The sequence below is a fragment of the Tenacibaculum sp. 1B UA genome (assembly GCF_033978845.1).
Taxonomy (GTDB): domain Bacteria; phylum Bacteroidota; class Bacteroidia; order Flavobacteriales; family Flavobacteriaceae; genus Polaribacter.
The window spans coordinates 142044-164421 of sequence record NZ_JAKVUA010000001.1 but is presented as its reverse complement, the minus strand read 5'-3'; the positions used below and the strand labels follow the sequence as shown (position 1 = coordinate 164421).

Genomic DNA, 22378 nt, shown 5'->3' with positions numbered 1-22378 from the left:
ATGAAACAAATTTATGCGCTGTTTTTCTTGATTCTTTTCTTCGGATGCAAGCCACAAACTAAACTGACCAATATGAAAAAGAAAATTGTAATCGCTCACAGAGGAGCCTCAGGATACTTACCAGAACACACGATGGAAGCTAAAGCCATGGCGTATGCAATGAATCCTGATTATATAGAACAAGATCTAGTATTAAGTAAAGATGATGTTCCTGTAGTGATTCATGATATTTATTTGGAAGACGTTACTGATGTTGCTGAAAAATATCCAGAAAGAAAACGGAAAGACAAACGTTTTTATGTAATTGATTTTACGTTTGAAGAACTGCAAAAACTGAATGTAACAGAACGTTTTAATCCGAAAACAGGAGAACAAATATATCCGAATCGATTTCCGAAGGGAAGAGGCAACTTTAAATTACACTCTTTACAAGAGGAAATAGAGTTAATTCAAGGACTAAACGCTTCCACAGGAAAAAATATCGGAATTTATCCAGAAATTAAAAACCCAGCATTTCATCATAAATATGGAAAAGATATTGCTAAAATTTCGTTGGATATCCTTTCAAGCTATGGCTACAAAACAAAGAACGATAAATGTATGTTTCAATGTTTTGATGCGAAAGAATTGGAAAGAGTTCGAAAAGGATTAAAATCTGACTTGTTTTTAGTACAATTAATTGAGTTCCCTGAGGAAACCAAAGAATTAGCACATTTCGCATCATATGCAGACGGGTTGGGGCCTTGGTACACGCAAATTTTAGATAAAAAAGTAGGAGAGAAGTGGCAGTTTACAACACTAGTTAAAGATGCTCACAAACTAGGGTTACAAGTGCATCCATATACTTTTAGAGCAGATCAATTGGATGAATTCTCTTCTTTTGAAGAAATGATGCAAGTACTGTTTTTTGAAGCAAATGTTGATGGTGGTTTTACCGATTTTCCAGATAAAATGCTTGCTTTCTTATCTAAATAATTACCTTATATGTAACTTACTAATGAAAATTCAAATGACTTAATAAGCCAGTGTTTGAAAAAATACTAGGCTTTAGTAATATTACTAACAAAAATAATTTTGTGACTGTGAATCAGTCTCTTTAAGGAGGTATAATTTTTAAATTATACCTCCTTATTTTATAAATAGTTCCCTTGTACTTCAACTTTGCCTTACTAAAAACTTAATATTTGTATTCATCCTGTTTGAAAAAATTGATCTGAACACCCTTTTAAATTTACTAAAAAAAGGAGCAAAAAAACACATCTAATTGACATAGAAAGGAGTAAGCCGAAAATCCTATAGTAAACAGAGTAGGTAACCAAATAAATAGTTAATTATGAATTCAAAAATGAAATCATTAAAAGAGTTTGAATTGTCTCAAAATGAGATGGACACAACTAAAGGAGGTCTTTATTATGGACATGGGGTTTATTGGAGAGAAGAAAGAGAGGCAGACTACGTAGGAAGTTTTAATATCGGAACCTATGTAGATGGTATGAATATGGGAACTGATGGTTATAAAGATTAATTAGCCCTTAAATAACCCATTCTGCTAATTCTATTTTGACAGAATGGGTTAACATAGTTGAAGTATGATATTAATATTATCTATAGAACAAGATGAAAGTACCATTGATATAATAAGATGGCTTTACTACTTAAAAGAAGATTTTATATTACTTAACAATAATGAGTTTATAAATAGTATAACAGTAAATATAAACACCTCTGAGGTTTTTATTACTACTAAAGATGTAACTGTAAACTTTAATGAAGTTACCTCAGTTTGGTATCGAAGAGGAAACTTTACGCTGTATGATTGCATTGAGATGAAAGATTTTATTGGAGACAAAATAACGGAGTTTTACAATGAAGAAAAAAAAGATTTATTTGAGTATTTACATTTTTTACTGAGTCAAAAGCCTTCTATAAATAATTATAACTTTAAAAAAGTTAATAAACTTATTGTATTAACAATAGCAAAACAATTAGGATTGTGCATCCCTAAAACCACAATTACAAACCAAAAAAGTGTTTTAGAAGAAGATAAATTGTTAATTACAAAGCCTATTAATGACCCTATTAGTTTGTATGGAGATACTTATTGGTTTCCCACGTACACAACATCAATAACTGCAGAAAAAGCAAGTTTATTTGATGACTCTTTTGGAATTAGTTTGTTTCAAGAAAATATTAAAAAAACACTAGAAATACGTAGTTATTTTTTGGACGGTGAGTTTTATTCAATGGCAATTTTTTCTCAGTTAGATGAACAAACTAAAACAGATTTTAGATGTTATAACAATCAAAAACCAAATAGAACAATTCCGTTTAACCTACCTTTAGACATAGAAACAAAATTAAAAACGTTAGCAGAAAAGCTCAATTTAGCTAGTTGTTCTTTCGATTTAATTTATACACCCTGTAAGCAGTATGTTTTCTTGGAGGTAAACCCCATTGGGCAATTTGGTATGGTTTCTTATCCTTGTAATTATTATTTAGAAGAAAAAATAGCACACAAACTTAAAAATTATGATACCTCAAAAAGAAGCTCAGCAGTTATTAGATAAAACGAAAGAAGAGTATAAAAAGAAATTACCCGCAATAATCTATTTGTCAGAAATAAAACCTATCAGTAATAGTTCAATGTCGTTGATTCATAATAGAATACCAATAGATAAATACCATGATAGGTACGCTTTAAAAAGAAGTTTTTACAAGCCAATAACGATACAATATCCTATAAATGAATAACAGCGATAAATACGTAAGAATGTTTTCTAATTGTATTCCTGTTTCAGGGAGAGATAAATCAGCTATTTATGATTTACAAAGAAAACAAATGTTTAATATTCCAAACGATTTGTATAACTTCATTAAGTTGTTTGAAAAATATACTATTTCGGAAATATTTGAATTGTGTGGTAAAGATAATAAGCAAGTCGTAGAAGAGTACTTTCAGTTTTTGATAGCTAAAGAACTTACATTTTTAATAGATAAAGATGAACTAGCGTTATTTCCTAAATTGAATATGAATTGGGCGTCCCCAGCTAAAATATCAAATGCAATTATTGAAATAAGTGAAATAACATATCCTTTTTTTGATGAAATATTAAAATGCCTTACAGCATTAGGCTGTGAATATTTGTATATTAAAATATGTATTCCTAAATCTTATAATGTTATTAAAGATATTGTGGGAAAATTAACTACTTCTTCTATTTTTTCTGTTGTTTTTGAAGCAAAATATAATAAAGATGAAAGAATTGTTGATTATGAACAACTTGTAGCTGAAAACAAACGGATAGAAACTATTTTTCTGCTAAGTGAAGCACAGTTAAAAACAACGTCTTCAAAAATTATTATAACGTCACCTAACAAATTTGTAAATAGAAAGGAATGTTTTTTCACGGTAAATATTTCTTTGTTTACAGAGTCTCAAAAGTACAATGCTTATTTTAATAAAAAGATTTTTATAAATAAGGAGGGGAATTTGCTCAACGCTCCAGAAACAGAAGAGGTATTCGGAAATATAACAAGTGTAACTTTTGAAGACTTGGAAAAGATTACAGATTCAGAACAATTTCAAAAGTACTGGAGAGTTAATAAAGATGCAATAAATGAATGTAAAGATTGTGAGTTACGTTATATGTGTGTAGATAATAGAGTACCCCAAAAATCTGAAGAAGGAAGTTATTTCTTTACATCAAAATGTGAGTTGAGAGTATAGAATTGTTTTAAGCTAAACAGTAACCTCAATTAGTTTGTTTCTATACACTGACAGTAATTTAGATTTAGAAATAAAACCAACATACACTCCGTTTTTTACAACAGGTAAATTCCATGCGCCACTTTCTTTAAATTTTTGCATTACTTTTTCTGTACCATCATCATAAAAAATAATGGCAGGAGGTATTTTCATAATGTCTTTAACGGTAGTCGTTTCATATAATTCTTGATTGAACATCATAGGACGAATATCATCCAATAGAACAATTCCTCTAAATTTATTATCACTATCAACTACAGGAAAAATATTTCGTTTCGATTTAGAAACAGCTTGTTTTAGCATTTCCCCCAAAGTCATATCAGGGTGAATTTTAATAAAGTTCTTTTCGATAATTTTACTAACCTTCATCATCATCATTACATTTTTGTCTTTGTTGTGTGTAATAAGTTCCCCACGTTCAGCTAGTTCTATAGTGTAAATGGAATTAGATACAAAGTATTTAGTGATGGCATAAGAAACCGCAGAAACAAGCATCAGAGGAACAAACAGATCATATCCTCCAGTAATTTCGGCAATTAAGAAAATTGCGGTTAGCGGAGCGTGTAAAACACCAGCCATTAGGCCTGTCATACCAATCAACGTAAAATTAGTTTCTGAGACATCAAATCCGAATTGGTTGATAATTTTAGCCGTAACATTTCCTAAGGAACTTCCCATAACGAGTGTAGGAATAAAAATACCACCAACTCCACCAGCAGCAAAAGTAGTAGTCATGGCAATTACTTTAAAAACTCCAATGATTAACAGAAAAACAATAACCATCCAAACATTATCAAAATCAATGTTATAATGAATGCTTTTAAGAGCAGCACTAGCATTCTCAGATAATAAGTTATTGATAATTCCGTATCCTTCACCAAATAGCGGCGGAATTAGAAAGAGCATTATACCAATGGCAATTCCACCAAAAATTAGTCGCTTAAAAGGATTATATTTTTTGAAGAAATTAATGATTCTAAAATATATTTTAGAAAAATATACAGAAGAGAACCCTGTAAAAATAGCCAAAGCAATGTAAAAAATAAGGTCGTTAATTTCAAAGGCATCTTGTAGTCGTACACTAAATAATACATCTTTTCCTAAAAAAAAATACGAAGTAATTACCGCAGAAACGGATGCTAATAATAACGGAACTAAGGATGCAAAAGCAAGGTCTAAGCTAAAAATTTCCACTGCAAAAATAATAGCGGCAATGGGAGCTTTGAACATTGACGACATCGCGCCGGCGGTAGCACAACCAATTAATAACATACGAGTTCTCATATTCATATGAAATAATTGCGCAACCCCAGAACCTAAGGCGGCACCTGTACTAACAGCTGGACCTTGTAACCCTACTGAACCTCCAAAACCAACAGTTATGGGAGCTGTAATTAAAGAAGCATAAATCTTATAACGCTCTATAATTCCATTTTTTTTAGAAATAGATTGTAGGGTGGTAGAAACACCATGACCAATATCTTTTTTGATGAGGTATTTTTTAATGTAATAGACTAAGAATAATCCTAAAATAGGGAAGATGAAGTATAAAGAATGATGATAGTCTTTAATAAGTCCGTCTTCTAAAATACGATGAAAGTAAAAAGTAAGGTTTTTAAGAATTAAGGTACCAATACCTGCCAAAAAACCTACTAAAACGCTTAAAATATATACGAATTGTCGTTCAGAGATATGTTTGTACCTCCAAATTAATATTTTTTTATAAGCTTCCTTAGATGATGGCATTGTTTTCTAGATTCTTAGTTAATTTTTGAAAAGCTAGTTAAGAATATTTAAAGATACTATCCTCTTTTTGATTTATTAAATAAAAATTTAATTATACAATTAATCGAACTCCGCCTAACTCTTCAACCTTGTAAGGAAACTTATCGCTTGGAGCACCTATAAACATAAAATTAATAGGAATTCTCCACTTTTTAGATAACTCTTTAATTAGCTCGGGGCTAAACTTCCCCTGAATAACTTGAAAGTTTACTTTAATCTTGGGATATTCTCTATCTAGAAAAGTGATCTCATTAGGTAAGTTTTCAGGAATTGTATCCCCTTTGTCAAGAGCTAATACAATTCTTATCTTTTTTGTATGCTCATTTTTAATAATGTATAACATAACCTTATTGAGAGTAGCAATATTATCTCCTTTTGTGAAAAAGACAAATTCTTGATCGTTTATTTTATTAATGGTTTGGGTAATTTTTTTATCCGTACTTGAAACCAGTCGCCTTAGAGGATTAAAAATAGCATAAATTATTTGTAGCACTAATTTTAATAAAACAGTACGGTTTAGCATAATTATGATAAAAATTATAGTAGGGATAAAATAATTTAAAAATACAGACGTGTTGCTAGGTAAACCATCTTTAGGTTCCATTAAAATATTACCTATTAAAGCGCATAATACAGCAACTATGGCTAACAGAACAGAAGCCCAAGTTGCTTTTTCAGGCCTAGGCAATTGATTTCTCCTTATTTTTAATAAGATGTTTCCTATAGCAAATAATGCCATTACCGATAAAAAAGAAATAGTATACACACCAGCTAATAAGGCAACATTTCCATTCGTTATTAGTAATACAGAAACAGCTAGAATAAAAAATAAAATAATAATTCGGTAAGAACTCCCTCTTTTATTCTTTTTTAAAAAGAATTGCGGCATAATTCGGTCTAAAGTCATACGTTCTAACAAACCAGTAACACCTACAAAGCTTGTTAAAACAGCTCCGCTTAATACTAAAAAAGCATCTATAGCAATAATTGCAGCAACCCATTCACCACCAACAAAATCTCCCATCTGAACTAACAAAGTGTTTTGATAGTCTGAGCTCTGTAAAACAGGAATAGCGAAAAGAGACAACGCGAAAACAGCCATTAAAGGGTTAATGATGCTTACAATTACCCACATGTTTTTTAATGTTTTAGGAAACACTCCTTTTTGTTGTTCTTCAACAAAATTTGCAGAACTTTCGAAACCAGAAACTCCTAACATCGAAGCGGCAAAACCAAAAAAAATAGCATACCAAATACTGTTTTCGGATTGATGATTCCAGTTGTTAAAAAGTATATCAATTCCGTTTTGAGACAAATAAAAGAGAATAAAAAAAGCAAGTACAAGTAACGATAGTAAATGAAATAAAAAAATCCCAACAGCAACTTTAGCTGATTCTGTTATGCCACCAATAGTTAATAAAGCAAAAAATAATAAAAGCCCAATAGTGGTTATAATTATAGGCATTGAAGGAATTAGATGGTGTAAGTAATGAATTGCTTCATTGGCAGAAATTACTGCAGTTGCCATATAAGAAAGTATGGTAAGGGTTGCAGCAAAAGAAGCCATTAACTTACTTGTAGTATTAAGTAAAGCGTTGTAAGTGCCACCATTTAAAGGAATTGCACCAACTACTTCGCCATATATTTTCCTAAATAAAAATAGGACTACAGATACTATTAAAAGAGTTATCCATGCATACTGACCAGCAAAGGCAATAGCTAATGCCGATACATACAAAACAGAAGAGCTAATGTCGTTACCACAAATAGCAGTTGATTCTAATTCATTTAACTTTTTAGAAACAGATTGCTTCATGATATCTTATTGATTTGTTTTCGTGAAGTTTAACCTTTCTCATGACGTACATTAAAGGTAATAAAAAAACCTGCAAATTTTGCAGGGTTTCTATCTTTATTCTTTTACATCTAGTTTGATGCTTAGTTCTCGTAGTTGTTCATCATCTATAGTTGCAGGTGCATCAATCATTACATCGCGTCCTGAATTGTTTTTAGGGAAGGCAATAAAATCTCGAATGGTTTCTTGTCCTCCTAAAATAGCTACCAATCTATCCAATCCAAAAGCTAAACCTCCGTGTGGTGGCGCTCCGTATTCAAAAGCATCCATTAAGAACCCGAATTGCGCTTTTGCTTCTTCTTCGGTAAACCCTAAATGCTTAAACATGATTGCCTGAGTCTCTTTATCGTGAATTCTAATAGATCCTCCACCAATTTCGTTTCCGTTTAACACTAAATCATAAGCGTTTGCTTTTACAGCTCCTGGATCAGTATCTAATAATGCTAACTGACCTGGTTTTGGAGAAGTAAATGGGTGGTGCATTGCGTGGTAATGCCCTGTTTCTTCATCTAATTCTAGTAATGGGAAATCGATAACCCATAATGGTGCAAACTCATCAGGTTTACGTAAACCTAAACGCTCTGCCATTTCCATACGTAAAGCACTCAATTGTGCGCGAACTTTGTTAGTATTTCCTGAAAGCACACAAATTAAATCCCCAGCCTTCGCTCCAGTAGCTTCAGCCCATTTTGCTAAATCTTCTTGGTCGTAGAATTTATCTACTGAAGATTTAAAGCTTCCGTCTTCGTTACACTTTACATATACCATTCCTAAAGCTCCTACTTGCGGACGCTTTACCCAATCGATTAACTTATCTATTTCTTTACGAGTGTATGAAGCTCCTCCTGGAACAGCAATACCTACTACTAATTCTGCTGAATTGAATACTTTAAAGTCTTTGTGTTGTGCAACCTCATTTAACTCACCAAACTCCATTCCAAAACGGATATCTGGTTTGTCATTTCCGTATTTACGCATTGCTTCATCAAACGTAATTCTTGGGAATTTCTCTACGTCAACGTCGTTGATTTCTTTCAATAAATGACGTGTCATTCCTTCAAAAATCTCTAAAATATCTTCTTGTTCAACGAATGCAATTTCACAGTCTATCTGTGTGAATTCTGGTTGACGGTCGGCACGTAAATCTTCATCTCTAAAACACTTTACAATTTGGAAGTATTTATCCATACCACCTACCATTAATAACTGTTTAAAAGTTTGTGGCGATTGTGGTAAGGCATAAAACTGACCTGCATTCATACGAGAAGGCACTAAGAAATCACGTGCTCCTTCTGGAGTAGATTTAATTAAATATGGGGTTTCCACATCTATAAATCCTTTGTCAGATAAATATTTGCGAACTTCCATTGATACTTTATGACGGAAAACCAAGCTGTTTTTTACTGGGTTACGACGAATATCTAAATAACGATATTTCATACGTAAATCTTCACCACCATCAGTTTCATCTTCAATGGTAAAAGGTGGTAATTTAGCTTCGTTTAAAACCTCTAAGCTAGATACTAAAACTTCTACATCACCTGTTGGAATGTTAGCATTTTTAGATTGACGCTCAATAACTTTACCCGTTACTTGTACTACAAATTCACGTCCTAAGGTCTTTGCTTTATCCATTAACTCTTTAGAAGTACGTTCTTCGTCGAAAATTAATTGTGTAATTCCGTAACGATCACGTAAATCTACCCAAATCATAAAACCTTTATCACGTGATTTTTGTACCCAACCAGAAAGGGTTACTTCAGTATTGATGTGCGATGCTCTTAACTCGCCACAAGTATGCGTTCTGTACATTTCTTGAAATTTTAGCTGTGCAAATTTAACTATAAATGTTAGTCTGTAAAAAATTACTACGACTTAGTTTTTATGACTTTAAATCATTTGTTTTGCAGTGTAAAACCTTTTTCAAATGACATTAGACGTATTTAAACAAACCATACGAAATACACCAAAAAAAGTTGAGTTTTCTGACACTATTTCGGTGATTGAAAATTTATATAATTTTACACCTACTGCCTTTAAAAATGGAGGTTTATACAATGAAGCTAAAAAAAATCAAGGTTCATGTAAAGTGTTTTCTTTCGCGATACAGCAGAAGTTTAGTATAGAAGAAACCTTGGCTTGTTTTGGACAGTATTACTTTGAAGATGTTTTAAAAAAACCTGAAGGAACAGATCATCAAAACATTAGAAATTTTATAAAAACTGGTTTTGAAGGCCTATTTTTTGAAGGAGAGGTGCTAAAAAAACGTTAAGGATTTTCTAGAGAATTAGTCTACTTCTTCTATCTCAAATAAATGCTCCCCAGTAGTATTAAAAGCCTAAGGTTACTTTTTGTAAAGTAATTAGGGCTTTGTTTTTTATTGATTTTTTCGTAAATTATTGGGTAATTTGATGGGGTATGAGATGTTCTGTTATGTTTTTGGTATTGTTTGTCACTATTTTTTTATTAGTGCTAATAGCTTTGGGTTTTACTAATATAGGCTTTGGTTGGATGTTTGTGCTTACAGTTATCGGTCAATTACTAGTAGTGTTAATGGTTTACAAAGTACTACGAGATCAATATACTACGGATAAAACCTTTGAAGATTTTTATGAAGATTATCCGATAGGGAGAGAGTAAAATTATATTTAAAAAGTGTACTTTTAAAGCCACAAAATCCCGTTATGCTAAAAAAAATCTACCTATTACCTATCCTTTTATTACTTCTAAGTTGTAAGAATGAACCAACAGTACCTGTTTTAAACTCTTCTAACTATTTTGATGTTTTAAATGAAGAATTTACTGGCGATTTGGCTTATGAAACTACTTCTTTTGTAGAAAAATATTGGCGTGTTGTTGGTAATACAGGTTTTAATAAAAGTGTGTACAAAATTGCTGAAGAATTAGAAAAGTCAGGATTTGTTAAAGAAGATAGCGCTACGAGTAATGATGTGTTAACCTACAGAATAGAAAAAAGACCCTTAAAAAATCCTACTTGGGAATCTGTGAATGCTTCTGTAAATATAGTTGGGGAAAATATTCCTCTTTTACAGCATAGCACTAATAGAAATATGATTGCTTTAAATTCTTATAGTACGCCTAAAGAAGGAATAACTGGTGAAGTAGTATACGTTAAAGACTTAAAAAAGTTAAAAGACATCAACGTTAAAGGAAAGATTGTTTTTGTAGAAACATATCCTCACGTAATATTTAAGCAAGCTATTGTAAAAGGAGGTGCTTTGGGATTAATTACCTATAGTAATCCAAAATATTTACAGCCTCAAAAAAACACCACTTCTATTCAATTTAGAACTATCCCGTTAAATGAAAAAGTAAAATCTTGGGCAATTGCGATGTCTTACAAGGCTAAAGAAAAATTAAAAGCAGAACTCTCAAAAGGAAAAGTATCCTTAAAAGTAACTATTGAAACCAACATTTATCCATCAGAAGAATTGACAATTGTTGCTGATATAAAAGGGAATAAGGAACCTAAAGAACGTTTGGTTTTTAGTGCTCATATACAAGAACCTGGTGCAAATGACAATGCTACAGGTGTTGGTGTTGCTTTAGAAATGGCTACACTTACAGCTGAACTTATCAAAAACAAGATATTTGTACCCAATAGAACCTTAACTTTTTTATGGGGTGACGAAATTGTTTCAACAAACAGGTATGTGAAAGAAGATAGCATAAGGGCAAAAGATATTAAATGGGGGATCTCTTTAGATATGGTTGGAGAAGATACTGAAAAAACTGGCGGTACTTTTTTAATTGAAAAAATGCCTGATCCTAGTGCTATTTGGACAAGAGGTAATGATAAACATACCGAATGGGGTGGAATAAAAATGAAGTTAGAAGAAATGAAACCTCATTATTTAAATGATTTTTTAATCGATAAATTCAAGGAGCAAGGGAAAAGAACAAATTGGGTAGTGAATACAAATCCGTTTGAAGGTGGTAGCGATCATGTACCTTTTTTAAAGAAAAACATTCCTAGTGTTTTATTCTGGCATTTTACCGACCAATTTTATCATACCGATAACGATCGAATTGATAAAGTGTCTCAAAAAACGCTTAAAAACGTTGGGGTAGCTTCATTAGCTTCTGCTTATACTTTATTAAATGCAAATAATACTACAGCTAAATCAATATTGTTAAATATTGAGAAATCAGCCATATCAAGGCTTCAAGAAGAGCAAAGACAAAGTGAAATAGCATTAAAAAAAGGAGATTCTTTATCAACTCAATTATCAATTATTTCAGCATGGAAAGATTGGTATATCAATTCGACTAAAACAACGTTAGATATTGTAAAGGATTCAACAAAACATCAAGAATATATAAAAGAGACATCTAAAAAAATAGATTCTTTATCTTCTAAGATAATTGAAGAGCTTAAACGTGTTAAAAAGCATTCGCTTTTAACTTCTGAAAATACTTTTTAGCTTCTTTTTTAACTTTAGGAGCTAAGATTAGTGTTGAAATTACTGTTGGAATTGCCATCAAAGCATAGGCGCTATCAATTAAGTTAATTACAAAGTCTAATTTGATGATAGAGGCAACTGCAATTGTAAAAATATAAATGTAGTTGTAATTCTTTCCAATTTTAGTATTGGTTAAAAAGCTTAAACAGCTCAATCCGTAAAAAGAGTAGGTAAACAACGTTGAAAAAGCAAAAATCAATACGCAAATAGTTAAAATAACACTTCCTATACTGTGAGGAAGTACAGCATCAAAAGCAGCCAAGGTCATTGAAATTCCGTTACCTTCAAAACCTTTCCAAACACCTGAAGCTAAAATAGCTAATGCAGTTAAGGAACAAACTAACAAAGTGTCAATAGCAGGCCCTAACATGGCAACCAATCCTTCACGAATAGGTTCTTTTGTTTTAGCTGTTCCGTGCATCATAGGTGCAGTACCCAAACCAGCTTCATTAGAAAATGCAGCACGTTTTACTCCCGTAATTATCAATGCTCCTAAAGCACCACCCAAAACAGATTTTCCTGTAAAAGCATCTTCAAAAATTAAAGAAAAAATCGCAGGAACTTGTTCTAATCTTAAAAACAAAATGGTTAAGACTGTAAGAAGGTACACCACAACCATGACAGGAACTAATTTTCCAGCGACACTACCAATTCGTTTAATTCCTCCAAAAATTACCATCGATACAATAATTGCTGTGGTGATACCTAATAATAATTTAGCCGTAAAATGATTGGTTTCTTGTATTTGAAAAACATCTACCAGTGTTTGCGTGAGTTGGTTTGCTTGAAAAGCAGGTAGCGTTCCTATTAATCCTGCCGCAGAGAAGAATAGTGCCAAAGGTTTCCATTTTTTTCCTAATCCTTCTGTAATTACATACATCGGACCTCCTTTTACATTTCCATTTTCATCTGTTCCGCGGTACATTACTGATAAGCTACAGGTAAAAAATTTGGTAGCCATACCTACAAAAGCACTCACCCACATCCAAAAAATAGCACCAGGACCTCCAGTTGCAATAGCAATGGCAACTCCACTAATGTTTCCCATACCTACGGTAGCTGCAATAGCAGATGATAAAGCTTCATAGTGAGATAAATCTCCTGGAGAATCAGCTTTGTCATATTTTCCTCTTAAAATAGCAATAGCATGACCGATATATCTAAATGGAATTAATCCTGAATAAATAAAGAGGTATAAACCGCCACCAATAAGTAATATTAATAAAGGGATTCCCCATACCCAAGAAGAAAATTGAGCAACTAAGTCTTGAATGCTTGCAAACATAAAGTGATATTTTAATCGAAAGTACTAAAAGTGAATACAAAAGAAAGAACGATAGTTGTTAATTCACAACTATCGTTCTTTTGTGAATTTTATATGTGTCATATTTATTTACAAACAATACCTTTTTTTTCTAAGAATTCGATATCTCTTAAAAAGTCTTCTTGGATTGTTTCTGCCTGAAAAATAAAGGTTTTATCGTGTAGTCTGTTATTTTCAAAAAAAGTCACCTGAAAACGATTGTCTAAATCAAATAACTCAGGTTGCATTAGTTCAAAATTTTGATAACTGTTTGCAGGAAGTTTGTCTATTTTTCTTCTGAAAACTGAAGTGGTTTTAGTGTCTGAGAAGCCTTGTGAAACAATTACGACCATTTCTAAATCGACATCTTTTTTGTTTAGAATATATACATTCCAATCTTCTTTATTGTCAATTTCATTGGTTTCTAAAACTACTGCAATTTCTACACCTGTTACTTTAGGGATTTCAATATCTTTTTTCATCAAATACTTCTTTAAAAGGAAAGACGAAAGTTTAGTGCTTTCGTCTTTTATTTTGTTTGAGCTTATCTTAAAATTATATCACTGATTTAAATTGTTCTAAGAAACGTTTATCATTTTCGTAGAACATACGAATATCTGGAATTTGGTATAATAACATAGCAATACGCTCAATACCCATTCCAAATGCGTAACCGCTATATTTTGTAGGATCGATATTACAGTTTTTTAATACATTTGGGTCTACCATACCACATCCCATAATTTCTAACCAACCTGTTCCCTTAGTAATTCTGTAATCGGTTTCAGTTTCTAACCCCCAGTAAATATCTACTTCAGCACTTGGCTCAGTGAACGGGAAGTATGACGGACGTAAACGTATTTTAGATTTACCAAACATTTCTTTGGTAAAGTATAATAAGGTTTGTTTTAAATCGGCAAAAGAAACGTCAGTATCTATATATAACCCCTCTACTTGGTGGAAAATACAGTGTGCACGAGCAGAAATATCTTCGTTTCTAAACACACGACCTGGAGATATTGTACGAATTGGAGGTTCGTTGTTTTCCATATAACGTACCTGTACTGATGAGGTATGTGTTCTTAATAACGTGTCAGGATTTTTTTCAATAAAAAATGTATCCTGCATATCACGAGCTGGGTGATATTCTGGTAAATTTAAAGCAGTAAAGTTGTGCCAATCATCTTCAATCTCTGGTCCTTCAGAAACAGTAAAACCAATACGGTTAAAAACTTCGATGATTTGGTTTTTAACCAAAGAAATTGGGTGACGAGAACCTAAATTAATAGGCTCAGAAGGACGAGTTAAGTCTCCATAAACACCTTTTTCTTCAACAGCATTTTCAATAGCTTCTTTTAAAGTGCTTACTTTTTCTTCAGCAGAGTTTTTAAGTAAATTTATGGTTTGTCCAAACTCTTTCTTTTGGTCGTTAGGTACATTTTTAAACTCAGCAAATAAATCTTTTAAAATCCCCTTGCTTCCTAAGTATTTAATTCTAAATGTTTCAATTTCTTCTTTTGAAGTGGTATTAAAAGCATTTACCTCTCCAATCAATTCTTTTACCTTGTCTAACATAATCTTTCCAAAAGTTAAGGTGCAAATTTACGTTTTTTTGTGTAAAAAAAAGGACTTTTGATTGTGTTTGCAGAAACACCAATAAAATAAGGGAAATAAACAGAAAAATAGAAATTAACGAGTAGTAAAATAATTATATTTGCATAGTAAAATTGTTAATATTATAAAATAACAGAACAACAACTAAGTTTATGGAATCTAAGATACAAGAATTTATGGATTACGTAAAAGAGCGTAATACATATGAACCAGAGTTTTTGCAAGCTGTACATGAAGTAGCAGAAACAGTAATTCCGTTTATAGAAAATAATCCAAAATATCAAGGTAAGAAATTACTTGAGCGTATGGTTGAACCTGAACGTACTATTATGTTTAGAGTGCCTTGGGTTGATGATAACGGAGAAACTCAAGTAAACAGAGGGTATAGAGTTGAGTTTAACTCAGCAATTGGTCCTTATAAAGGAGGGTTACGTTTTCATCCTTCAGTAAACTTATCAATCTTAAAATTTTTAGGATTTGAGCAAGTTTTCAAAAACTCATTAACAACCTTACCAATGGGTGGTGGTAAAGGAGGATCAGACTTTAACCCTAAAGGAAAATCTGACCGTGAAGTAATGGCTTTTTGTCAATCATTTATGACAGAATTAGCACGTCATATTGGTCCTGATACTGATGTTCCTGCTGGAGATATTGGTGTTGGAGGTCGTGAAATTGGTTACATGTTTGGTCAATACAAGCGTTTACGTAATGAATTTACTGGAGTGTTAACTGGTAAAGGGGCTTCTTGGGGAGGTTCATTAATTCGTCCTGAAGCTACTGGTTATGGTGATGTTTACTTTGCGGAGAATATGTTAAAAACTAAAGGAGATTCTTTTGAAGGAAAAACCGTAGTTGTTTCTGGTTCTGGTAACGTAGCGCAATATGCTACTGAGAAAGCGACTCAATTAGGAGGTAAGGTTGTAACATTATCTGATTCTTCAGGATACATTTATGACGAAGCTGGTATAGATGCCGAAAAATTAGCTTTTATACAAGAGCTAAAGAACGTAAAACGTGGAAGAATTCACGAATATGTTGAGAAGTATCCATCAGCAAAATTCTTTAAAGGAGAAAGACCTTGGGGAACTAAGTGTGAAGTAGCTTTACCATGTGCAACTCAAAATGAGTTAAATGGAGATGAAGCAAAAGCATTAGTTGATAATGGATGTATTTGTGTTGCGGAAGGAGCAAACATGCCATCTACTCCAGAAGCTATTGAAGTATTCCAAAATGCAAAAATTTTATTTGCACCAGGTAAAGCTTCAAATGCAGGAGGTGTAGCAACATCTGGTTTAGAGATGTCTCAAAACTCTTTACGTTTGTCTTGGACTCGTGAAGAAGTAGATACTAAATTACATTCTATTATGAATAACATTCATGAAGCTTGTGTAAAATATGGTACAGAAGAAGATGGATATGTTGATTATGTAAAGGGAGCAAATATTGCTGGTTTTGTTAAGGTTGCTGATGCAATGTTGGATCAAGGAGCGGTATAATTTTATAAATAATAACATTAAAGCCTCATAGAAATATTTCTATGAGGCTTTTTTATTAGGGGATAATCGGTAAGTAATTACTTACTACTACTTTTCTGTATAGTTAAAGGCATATTATAAATATGGTTTTTTAACTTTAATTCATTATTTATAAATTTATAATTTAATCTGCTTTTTACATAGTGACATACTTGTTCAGTTTTGCAGTTAACATTCAAAATAACGATTTCTCCGTTTTTGTTTATTAAAAATTCTACGGTAGTTTTTACTTCTTTATCTAGAACAAAGTTAGGGTTGCCTAATAGTTGAACAATTTTTGTTCTAATTTGATGTTTTGCAGGATTTTCGTTTGTTGAAAATACTGAAGTACTCATTAGAGTGACGAACATTAATACAAATAACTTTTTCATTTTTTAGAGATTTAGGGTTTGTTTTAAGTTTATTTATTAGAATTTAACGATGTAAAAATATTGTAAATGAGTTTTTTAATTGGTTTTTATTGATTAATAAAGTATTGTTTTAAAGTAAACTATACTTAAGTTTTATTCTCTTTTACACTTTGTTAATATTGAAGATGTTCCTCTTTTTCACCTTTCTTTTTTGATGAGCTTTAAATAATTCAATAATTTTTATTAATATCAATAAACTTGTTTTTAGTTTTTATGTAATTCGTTAATTATTAAGGTTAGCTTTATGTTATTAGCTTCTTGCATTTTTGTATTTTCGGTACGCAAACAATTTTTAAATGACATCAAATAGGAGAAGAAATAGGTTCACAGTTGCTTTTTATAATGTTGAAAATTTATTTGACACTGTTGACAATCCCAATACTTATGATAATGATTTTACACCAAACGGTAAATTAAAATGGGGCAAGAAAAAGTATCATCATAAATTGAGAAAAATAACATCTGTTATTAGTCAATTAGGTAATAATCAATCTGCATATCCACCAGTTATTATTGGATTGGTTGAGGTTGAAAATGCTATGGTCGTAAACGATTTAGTGAAGCATAAAAACCTGTCAAAATTTAATTATGATTACGTTCATTACGATTCACCAGATGAAAGAGGTATTGATGTTGCTTTGATGTATAATAAAGACTTTTTTGAGGTAATATCTTCCGAAACACATCCACTTTTGTTAACAGATAATAGAGGAGAAGTAGATTATACTCGCGATTTATTAGTGGTTAAAGGTATGTTTAATGATGAATTAGTACACGTTTTAGTTAACCACTGGCCTTCACGTAGAGAAGGGGAGACTGAAAGTGAAAAGAATAGAATAAAAGCCGCTCAATTAACTCGAAGTGTTATGGATAAGATTAAAGAGGAAGAAAGTGCTCCTAAATTTATTGTTATGGGAGATTTTAATGATGATCCAACTAATAAAAGCATTAAAGAGTATTTAATATCAGATGATTTGTACAATCCTATGAAGCCGTTATATGAAAGAGGGATAGGAACAACAACTCATTATAAAAAATGGCATTTGTTTGATCAAATTATGTTTTCAAAAGCTTTTTTTAATGTGAATGAGAGCAAACATAGTTTTTTAAATGCGAAAATTTATAATAAAGATTGGCTAAAAATATACAAAGGAAAGTATAAAGGAAGTCCATTTAGAACTTTTATAGGACCTTTTTATAAAGGTGGTTTTTCAGATCATTTCCCTATATATGTAACTTTTGAAAAAGAGACATAAAAAAATCCTGAGAAAACTCTCAGGATTTGATTTTTGAATAAAATCAATTGTTACTCTACAGTAACTGACTTTGCTAAGTTTCTTGGTTGATCAACATTTTTATCTAACATTACTGCTATGTGGTATGATAGTAATTGAAATGGTATTGTTGTTAATAAAGGAGAAAAAGCTTCTTCTGTATCTGGAATTTCAATAACATGGTCAGCTATTTCCTTTACTGTTTCATCACCTTCTGTTACGATTGCTACTATTTTTCCACTACGAGATTTAATCTCTTGAATGTTACTTACTACCTTCTCATAATGACCTCTGCTTGTTGCAATAACAAAAACAGGCATATTTTCATCAATCAAGGCAATAGGCCCATGCTTCATTTCTGCAGCAGGATACCCTTCAGCATGAATGTAAGAGATTTCTTTTAGTTTTAAAGCTCCTTCTAAAGCGACAGGAAAATTAAACCCTCTACCTAAATATAAACAGTTTTTAGCGTCTTTGTAAACACTTGCTATTTCCTTAACCTGATCATCAATTTGTAATAGCTTTTCAACCTGATTAGGAATTTGCTGCATCGTTTGTAAATAAGTATTCACTGCCGATGTAGATAAGGTTCCTTTAGCTTGTGCTAATTTCAAAGCAATTAGAGAAAGTACAGTTATTTGTGTTGTAAATGCTTTGGTTGATGCTACTCCAATTTCTGGACCTGCATGCGTATAAGCACCAGCATGAGTTTCTCTTGCAATAGAAGACCCTACTACGTTACATATACCAAATACAAAAGCTCCTTTAGATTTAGCAAGTTTAATAGCTGCTAAAGTATCAGCTGTTTCTCCAGACTGAGAAATAGCAATCACTACATCTTTTGGAGTAATAATAGGGTTGCGATATCTAAATTCAGAGGCGTATTCAACTTCAACAGGAATACGAGCCATATCTTCAAAAAGATATTCTCCAACCAAACCTGCATGCCAAGAAGTGCCACAAGCTACAATAATAATTCTGTCTGCATTTAAGAATTTAGACATATTATCATCAACACCTGCCATCTTTATAATCCCTTCGTTGGCTAGCATTCTACCTCTATAAGTATCTATAATAGCTTTAGGTTGTTCGTATATTTCCTTTAACATAAAGTGATCGTAACCACCTTTCTCTATCTGTTCAAGGCTTAACTGTAGTTTCTGAATGTTCGCATCAATTTCTTTGTCGTTATCTATTTTACGAACTTTAATTCCTTTGTCCTTTTTTATAATAGCTAATTCACCATCTTCAAGGTAAATTGCATTTTTTGTATATTCAATAAAAGGAGAGGCATCAGAAGCAACAAAAAACTCTTTGTTGTTTTTTCCAACACCAATAGCAATAGGACTTCCTAATCTAGCAACAACTATTTCGTTAGGTTTTGTTTTGTCAAAAACAGCAATTGCGTAAGCGCCGATTACATTAGTTAAGGCTAATTGAACAGCTTTTCCTAATTTACAACCTTCACTTTTTTTTATTTCTTCAATAAGGTTTACTAAAACCTCAGTATCTGTATCGCTTTTAAATTCATAACCTCTAGAGGTTAATTCCTTCTTAATGGTGTCATAATTTTCTATAATTCCATTATGAACAATTACAAGGTTCCCAGATTGAGAAAAATGAGGATGGGAATTTACGTCATTAGGAACGCCATGGGTTGCCCAACGAGTATGTCCAATACCTATTTTACCATTTTTTCTTTTTTCTTCTTTGTTTGTAATTGTTTCTAAGTCAGAAACTTTCCCTTTGGTTTTTGATAAGTGCATTGTTTCACCATCATACATCATGATTCCAGCACTATCATAACCTCTGTACTCTAAACGCTTTAATCCATTAATTACAATTGGATAAGCTTCTCTATGTCCAATATATCCAGTAATTCCACACATAACAACTTACTTTTCTTTTGAATATGATATTTTTAAAATAGCTCTTTTAGTTCCGTTAGCGGTTTCATTTCCATCTAATAATGTTACAGCTCTAGGGTTCCAGTTATAGGGTTTAACGGTGGTTGTTATAGCATTATTGTTAACAGGAGTATCTGTGGGATTATAGACTTTTAAAACTAAAGGATCTGCAGTTGTATTTTCTTCGCCTGATAATAATTTAGAAATGTAATCGGTAATTCTAAAAGTATATTTTTCAGGATTTTTATCTTCAGTTTTCTCTAAAAGACCTCCAAAAGAAGTAGGGTCAACATAAGCATCTGTTAACTGTGTTGGTGAAATACCTCCTGTTTCATTTTCTTTATTTTGATATAAAAATAACTGTTGAGGAATGATATCAGCATCGTTATTAACCGTCTGATTTATATAAAAAGTAAGAGAAGCATCATTAATTAACCAATTGTTGCTTTTTAATTCTTGAACTTTTGTCTCATCTAAAATTTTAACTTCTGCAATGCTTCCAGCTGTTCCTTGAACAACAAAGTTATTGGCAGGAGCTGAATTTGTAACCGGAGTCATTTTATAATGACTATTCCTTACACCAGCTAGAGGAAAAGAGTACTTTTTTTGAAGAGTATCTTTTACTGTAGTACCATCTACTTCAGATATAGTATAGTGAAAATCTACAGATGGAGTAGGTGAAGAAGCTAGATTTAAAGGAACTAGTGATCCATCACTTCCTGTAGCGACTATTTTAATTCCTCTAAAATAATTGTCAAAAGCTTCTTTAGATGCAAATTCTCCACTGTGAAACTTATCCCAAAATAAAGCTTTCATTTTTGGCATATCCAAAGGAATTGCTAAAAATGGAACTTTAAGTTTCTGAGAGTTTATAGCTCTAATAGTATCTTTATATGTAGTTGTGCCTGTTAATGAAGAAGACCTGTCAACTCTATCAAAGATAAATGTAGTATCTGTAGCTTTAGGTTTTAATTCATAAATGCCACCTTCGCTTAATACATTACTTCCTAAGTATTCTTTATCAGAAAAGAAAGTATTCCTTTTAGATGGATCACTTGGGTTTAATGTGTTTAAATAAGTCTCATTTTCCAGTACTTGAATAGAGGTAGCGACATCAGGGTTTCCTAAAATTGAATCTAATTTAAAGCTTGTCACTCCATCAGTAGTACCCGTAGAAGTAGCTTGGTAAGGAATTTTTAAGATAACCTTATCGAGGTTAAATACAGTAGTATCTGTATCTTTATTGTTTAAGTTTGAAATGTATCCAAGTTGAGAAATTATAGAAGCCTCAATTTTTTCTGCATTAGGATTGTTATATACTCCTAACCAATAATCACTAATAGTAGCGTTAATATTGTCAGCTTGTACACTCTCAATATTTTTTGGGGTTATTTGAACATCTAATAAGATTTCTCCTGTTTCAAACTTATCGTTGTTAACAACGTTTGTTCCAACGTCACTAAAATCTTTTTCACACGATGTAATAGTTGCTAAACATAGCAAGCTAATACTAAGTACACCAATTTTTCTAATCATTATTCGCTTAATTCTAAAACGTTTCCTTTATAAAATTCTAAATATGCTTCAGTTAAAGTTTCCTCTGATTGAAAGTCTAATACTTTTACATTGCTTTCATCAATGAAAGTTTCAATTTCTTCAGGCAAAACCTCGCTACCTTTTATAATAGCATCTGAATTTTCAATAGCGCTTTTTAAAATATTAATATGACTTGGTGTTTCAATTGTAGTTACTTTAGAGTCTTCAATCTTATCAAAGCGAACTTTGTTAGCTAACTCCTTATTCAAATCTTCAATATCGCTATTGTAAAGCGAAGTTACAATCTTGCTTTCAGCAAACAATGGTTCTTCTTTATAAAATTCTCTTAAATATAATGGGAGTAATGAAGCCATCCATCCGTGAACATGAATAATGTCTGGAGCCCAGTTTAACTTTTTAACAGTTTCAATAACACCTTTGGCGAAGAAAATCATACGCTCATCGTTATCATCGAATAGTTTGTCATCTTCGTCAGAATACACAGCTTTACGTTTAAAGTATTCGTCATTATCAATAAAATATACTTGCATCCTTTCTTTAGGTATAGAAGCAACTTTAATTATTAAAGGCATATCCATGTCATTAATAATTAAGTTCATACCTGATAGGCGAATAACTTCATGCAATTGATGCCTTCGCTCGTTAATTACCCCAAATCGAGGCATGAATATACGGGTTTGAATTCCTTTAGAATGTGCATTTTTAGCAACGTTAAATGCGGTAGACGATAATTCTGTTTCTGGTAAATATGGTGTTACCTCTGATGAAACATATAAAACTCTCTTATCCTTCATTAAATCGGTCTCTTTTATTGAATGTGCAAAAATACGAAATTTAATGCAAAAATCGTGTTAAATTGCTAATTTTGCATGCATTTCAATAAAATAA

20 protein-coding genes are annotated in these 22378 nt (G+C 31.9%); 10 read left to right on the top strand and 10 right to left on the bottom strand.

What is annotated here, in order from left to right:
• The 5 genes from glpQ to gwsS all read left to right on the top strand — a co-directional run bounded on the left by glpQ (position 1) and on the right by gwsS (position 3727).
• A complete protein-coding gene (glpQ, locus tag MK851_RS00805) occupies positions 1 to 975 on the top strand; it encodes a glycerophosphodiester phosphodiesterase (protein ID WP_320240655.1) in 975 nt (324 codons plus the stop codon).
• 358 nt (positions 976 to 1333) lie between these two features.
• Positions 1334 to 1525 (top strand): hypothetical protein, encoded by a 192-nt coding sequence (locus tag MK851_RS00800; protein WP_320240653.1) that lies wholly within the window; start codon positions 1334 to 1336, stop codon positions 1523 to 1525.
• 64 nt (positions 1526 to 1589) lie between these two features.
• Positions 1590 to 2567, top strand: a complete 978-nt coding sequence (gene gwsG, locus MK851_RS00795; protein WP_303505843.1) for a grasp-with-spasm system ATP-grasp peptide maturase — start codon at positions 1590 to 1592, stop codon at positions 2565 to 2567.
• Positions 2530 to 2751 carry a hypothetical protein gene (locus MK851_RS00790; protein WP_320240651.1) on the top strand — a complete coding sequence of 74 codons (222 nt, stop codon included), beginning with the start codon at positions 2530 to 2532 and terminating at the stop codon, positions 2749 to 2751. The genes gwsG and MK851_RS00790 overlap by 38 nt, the downstream gene beginning before the upstream one ends.
• Entirely contained in the window at positions 2744 to 3727 is a 984-nt protein-coding gene (gwsS, locus tag MK851_RS00785; protein WP_320240649.1) for a grasp-with-spasm system SPASM domain peptide maturase, read from the top strand. The genes MK851_RS00790 and gwsS overlap by 8 nt, the downstream gene beginning before the upstream one ends.
• Positions 3728 to 3739: 12 nt before the next feature.
• Here the strand turns inward: gwsS and MK851_RS00780 are convergent, their stop codons facing one another.
• The 3 genes from MK851_RS00780 to aspS all read right to left on the bottom strand — a co-directional run bounded on the left by MK851_RS00780 (position 3740) and on the right by aspS (position 9218).
• Positions 3740 to 5512, bottom strand: a complete 1773-nt coding sequence (locus tag MK851_RS00780) for a chloride channel protein (RefSeq protein WP_320240647.1) — start codon at positions 5510 to 5512, stop codon at positions 3740 to 3742.
• 91 nt (positions 5513 to 5603) lie between these two features.
• The gene (locus MK851_RS00775) at positions 5604 to 7367 is read right to left on the bottom strand and encodes an APC family permease (protein ID WP_320240645.1); all 1764 of its coding nucleotides are present in this window, start codon (positions 7365 to 7367) and stop codon (positions 5604 to 5606) included.
• Positions 7368 to 7463: 96 nt separating this feature from the next.
• Positions 7464 to 9218, bottom strand: coding sequence for an aspartate--tRNA ligase (gene aspS / locus MK851_RS00770; protein WP_320240644.1), 1755 nt, complete (start codon positions 9216 to 9218; stop codon positions 7464 to 7466).
• Positions 9219 to 9333: 115 nt separating this feature from the next.
• Here aspS and MK851_RS00765 point away from each other — a divergent pair, with 115 nt between their 5' ends.
• The 3 genes from MK851_RS00765 to MK851_RS00755 all read left to right on the top strand — a co-directional run bounded on the left by MK851_RS00765 (position 9334) and on the right by MK851_RS00755 (position 11851).
• A complete protein-coding gene (locus MK851_RS00765; RefSeq protein ID WP_320240642.1) occupies positions 9334 to 9678 on the top strand; it encodes a HopJ type III effector protein in 345 nt (114 codons plus the stop codon).
• Between the two features lie 146 nt (positions 9679 to 9824).
• On the top strand, positions 9825 to 10046 hold the full coding sequence (locus MK851_RS00760) for a hypothetical protein (protein ID WP_320240640.1): 222 nt from the start codon (positions 9825 to 9827) through the stop codon (positions 10044 to 10046).
• A gap of 44 nt (positions 10047 to 10090) precedes the next feature.
• Positions 10091 to 11851: a M28 family peptidase gene (locus MK851_RS00755; protein ID WP_320240638.1), complete on the top strand. Its 1761-nt coding sequence runs from the start codon at positions 10091 to 10093 to the stop codon at positions 11849 to 11851.
• Here MK851_RS00755 and MK851_RS00750 read toward each other — a convergent pair.
• From MK851_RS00750 to pheS, 3 genes are all read right to left on the bottom strand, one after another.
• A complete protein-coding gene (locus MK851_RS00750; RefSeq protein WP_320240637.1) occupies positions 11811 to 13175 on the bottom strand; it encodes an alanine/glycine:cation symporter family protein in 1365 nt (454 codons plus the stop codon). The two genes, MK851_RS00755 and MK851_RS00750, sit on opposite strands and share 41 nt — an antisense overlap.
• A 104-nt stretch (positions 13176 to 13279) precedes the next feature.
• Positions 13280 to 13675, bottom strand: coding sequence for a hypothetical protein (locus tag MK851_RS00745; RefSeq protein WP_320240634.1), 396 nt, complete (start codon positions 13673 to 13675; stop codon positions 13280 to 13282).
• Between the two features lie 73 nt (positions 13676 to 13748).
• Positions 13749 to 14768: a phenylalanine--tRNA ligase subunit alpha gene (gene pheS / locus MK851_RS00740; protein WP_303505822.1), complete on the bottom strand. Its 1020-nt coding sequence runs from the start codon at positions 14766 to 14768 to the stop codon at positions 13749 to 13751.
• A gap of 191 nt (positions 14769 to 14959) precedes the next feature.
• Between pheS and gdhA the strand changes: the two genes are divergently transcribed.
• Positions 14960 to 16303 (top strand): NADP-specific glutamate dehydrogenase, encoded by a 1344-nt coding sequence (gene gdhA / locus MK851_RS00735; protein ID WP_320240632.1) that lies wholly within the window; start codon positions 14960 to 14962, stop codon positions 16301 to 16303.
• Between the two features lie 77 nt (positions 16304 to 16380).
• Here the strand turns inward: gdhA and MK851_RS00730 are convergent, their stop codons facing one another.
• Entirely contained in the window at positions 16381 to 16713 is a 333-nt protein-coding gene (locus tag MK851_RS00730) for a hypothetical protein (RefSeq protein ID WP_320240630.1), read from the bottom strand.
• A gap of 335 nt (positions 16714 to 17048) precedes the next feature.
• On the opposite strand from MK851_RS00730, the gene MK851_RS00725 reads away from it, so the two are divergent.
• Entirely contained in the window at positions 17049 to 18008 is a 960-nt protein-coding gene (locus MK851_RS00725; RefSeq protein ID WP_303505816.1) for an endonuclease/exonuclease/phosphatase family protein, read from the top strand.
• A 50-nt stretch (positions 18009 to 18058) separates the two neighbouring features.
• Here MK851_RS00725 and glmS read toward each other — a convergent pair whose 3' ends face one another.
• From glmS to MK851_RS00710, 3 genes are read right to left on the bottom strand one after another with little or no spacing between them, the layout of a single operon-like run.
• Entirely contained in the window at positions 18059 to 19915 is a 1857-nt protein-coding gene (gene glmS, locus MK851_RS00720) for a glutamine--fructose-6-phosphate transaminase (isomerizing) (RefSeq protein ID WP_320240627.1), read from the bottom strand.
• Positions 19916 to 19921: 6 nt separating this feature from the next.
• The gene (locus tag MK851_RS00715; protein ID WP_320240625.1) at positions 19922 to 21469 is read right to left on the bottom strand and encodes a DUF4270 family protein; all 1548 of its coding nucleotides are present in this window, start codon (positions 21467 to 21469) and stop codon (positions 19922 to 19924) included.
• Complete coding sequence (locus MK851_RS00710; RefSeq protein ID WP_320240623.1) at positions 21469 to 22284, bottom strand: glycogen/starch synthase; 816 nt, start codon at positions 22282 to 22284, stop codon at positions 21469 to 21471. Before MK851_RS00710 ends, MK851_RS00715 begins: the two co-directional genes overlap by 1 nt.
• Between the last annotated feature and the right edge of the window lie 94 nt (positions 22285 to 22378).

Bases quoted from the DNA above. Each gene is read 5' to 3' on its own strand.
- glpQ (WP_320240655.1), top strand. From the start codon at position 1: ATGAAACAAATTTATGCGCTGTTTTTCTTGATTCTTTTCTTCGGATGC.
- MK851_RS00800 (WP_320240653.1), top strand. From the start codon at position 1,334: ATGAATTCAAAAATGAAATCATTAAAAGAGTTTGAATTGTCTCAAAAT.
- gwsG (WP_303505843.1), top strand. From the start codon at position 1,590: ATGATATTAATATTATCTATAGAACAAGATGAAAGTACCATTGATATA.
- MK851_RS00790 (WP_320240651.1), top strand. From the start codon at position 2,530: ATGATACCTCAAAAAGAAGCTCAGCAGTTATTAGATAAAACGAAAGAA.
- gwsS (WP_320240649.1), top strand. From the start codon at position 2,744: ATGAATAACAGCGATAAATACGTAAGAATGTTTTCTAATTGTATTCCT.
- MK851_RS00780 (WP_320240647.1), bottom strand. From the start codon at position 5,512: ATGCCATCATCTAAGGAAGCTTATAAAAAAATATTAATTTGGAGGTAC.
- MK851_RS00775 (WP_320240645.1), bottom strand. From the start codon at position 7,367: ATGAAGCAATCTGTTTCTAAAAAGTTAAATGAATTAGAATCAACTGCT.
- aspS (WP_320240644.1), bottom strand. From the start codon at position 9,218: ATGTACAGAACGCATACTTGTGGCGAGTTAAGAGCATCGCACATCAAT.
- MK851_RS00765 (WP_320240642.1), top strand. From the start codon at position 9,334: ATGACATTAGACGTATTTAAACAAACCATACGAAATACACCAAAAAAA.
- MK851_RS00760 (WP_320240640.1), top strand. From the start codon at position 9,825: ATGAGATGTTCTGTTATGTTTTTGGTATTGTTTGTCACTATTTTTTTA.
- MK851_RS00755 (WP_320240638.1), top strand. From the start codon at position 10,091: ATGCTAAAAAAAATCTACCTATTACCTATCCTTTTATTACTTCTAAGT.
- MK851_RS00750 (WP_320240637.1), bottom strand. From the start codon at position 13,175: ATGTTTGCAAGCATTCAAGACTTAGTTGCTCAATTTTCTTCTTGGGTA.
- MK851_RS00745 (WP_320240634.1), bottom strand. From the start codon at position 13,675: ATGAAAAAAGATATTGAAATCCCTAAAGTAACAGGTGTAGAAATTGCA.
- pheS (WP_303505822.1), bottom strand. From the start codon at position 14,768: ATGTTAGACAAGGTAAAAGAATTGATTGGAGAGGTAAATGCTTTTAAT.
- gdhA (WP_320240632.1), top strand. From the start codon at position 14,960: ATGGAATCTAAGATACAAGAATTTATGGATTACGTAAAAGAGCGTAAT.
- MK851_RS00730 (WP_320240630.1), bottom strand. From the start codon at position 16,713: ATGAAAAAGTTATTTGTATTAATGTTCGTCACTCTAATGAGTACTTCA.
- MK851_RS00725 (WP_303505816.1), top strand. From the start codon at position 17,049: ATGACATCAAATAGGAGAAGAAATAGGTTCACAGTTGCTTTTTATAAT.
- glmS (WP_320240627.1), bottom strand. From the start codon at position 19,915: ATGTGTGGAATTACTGGATATATTGGACATAGAGAAGCTTATCCAATT.
- MK851_RS00715 (WP_320240625.1), bottom strand. From the start codon at position 21,469: ATGATTAGAAAAATTGGTGTACTTAGTATTAGCTTGCTATGTTTAGCA.
- MK851_RS00710 (WP_320240623.1), bottom strand. From the start codon at position 22,284: ATGAAGGATAAGAGAGTTTTATATGTTTCATCAGAGGTAACACCATAT.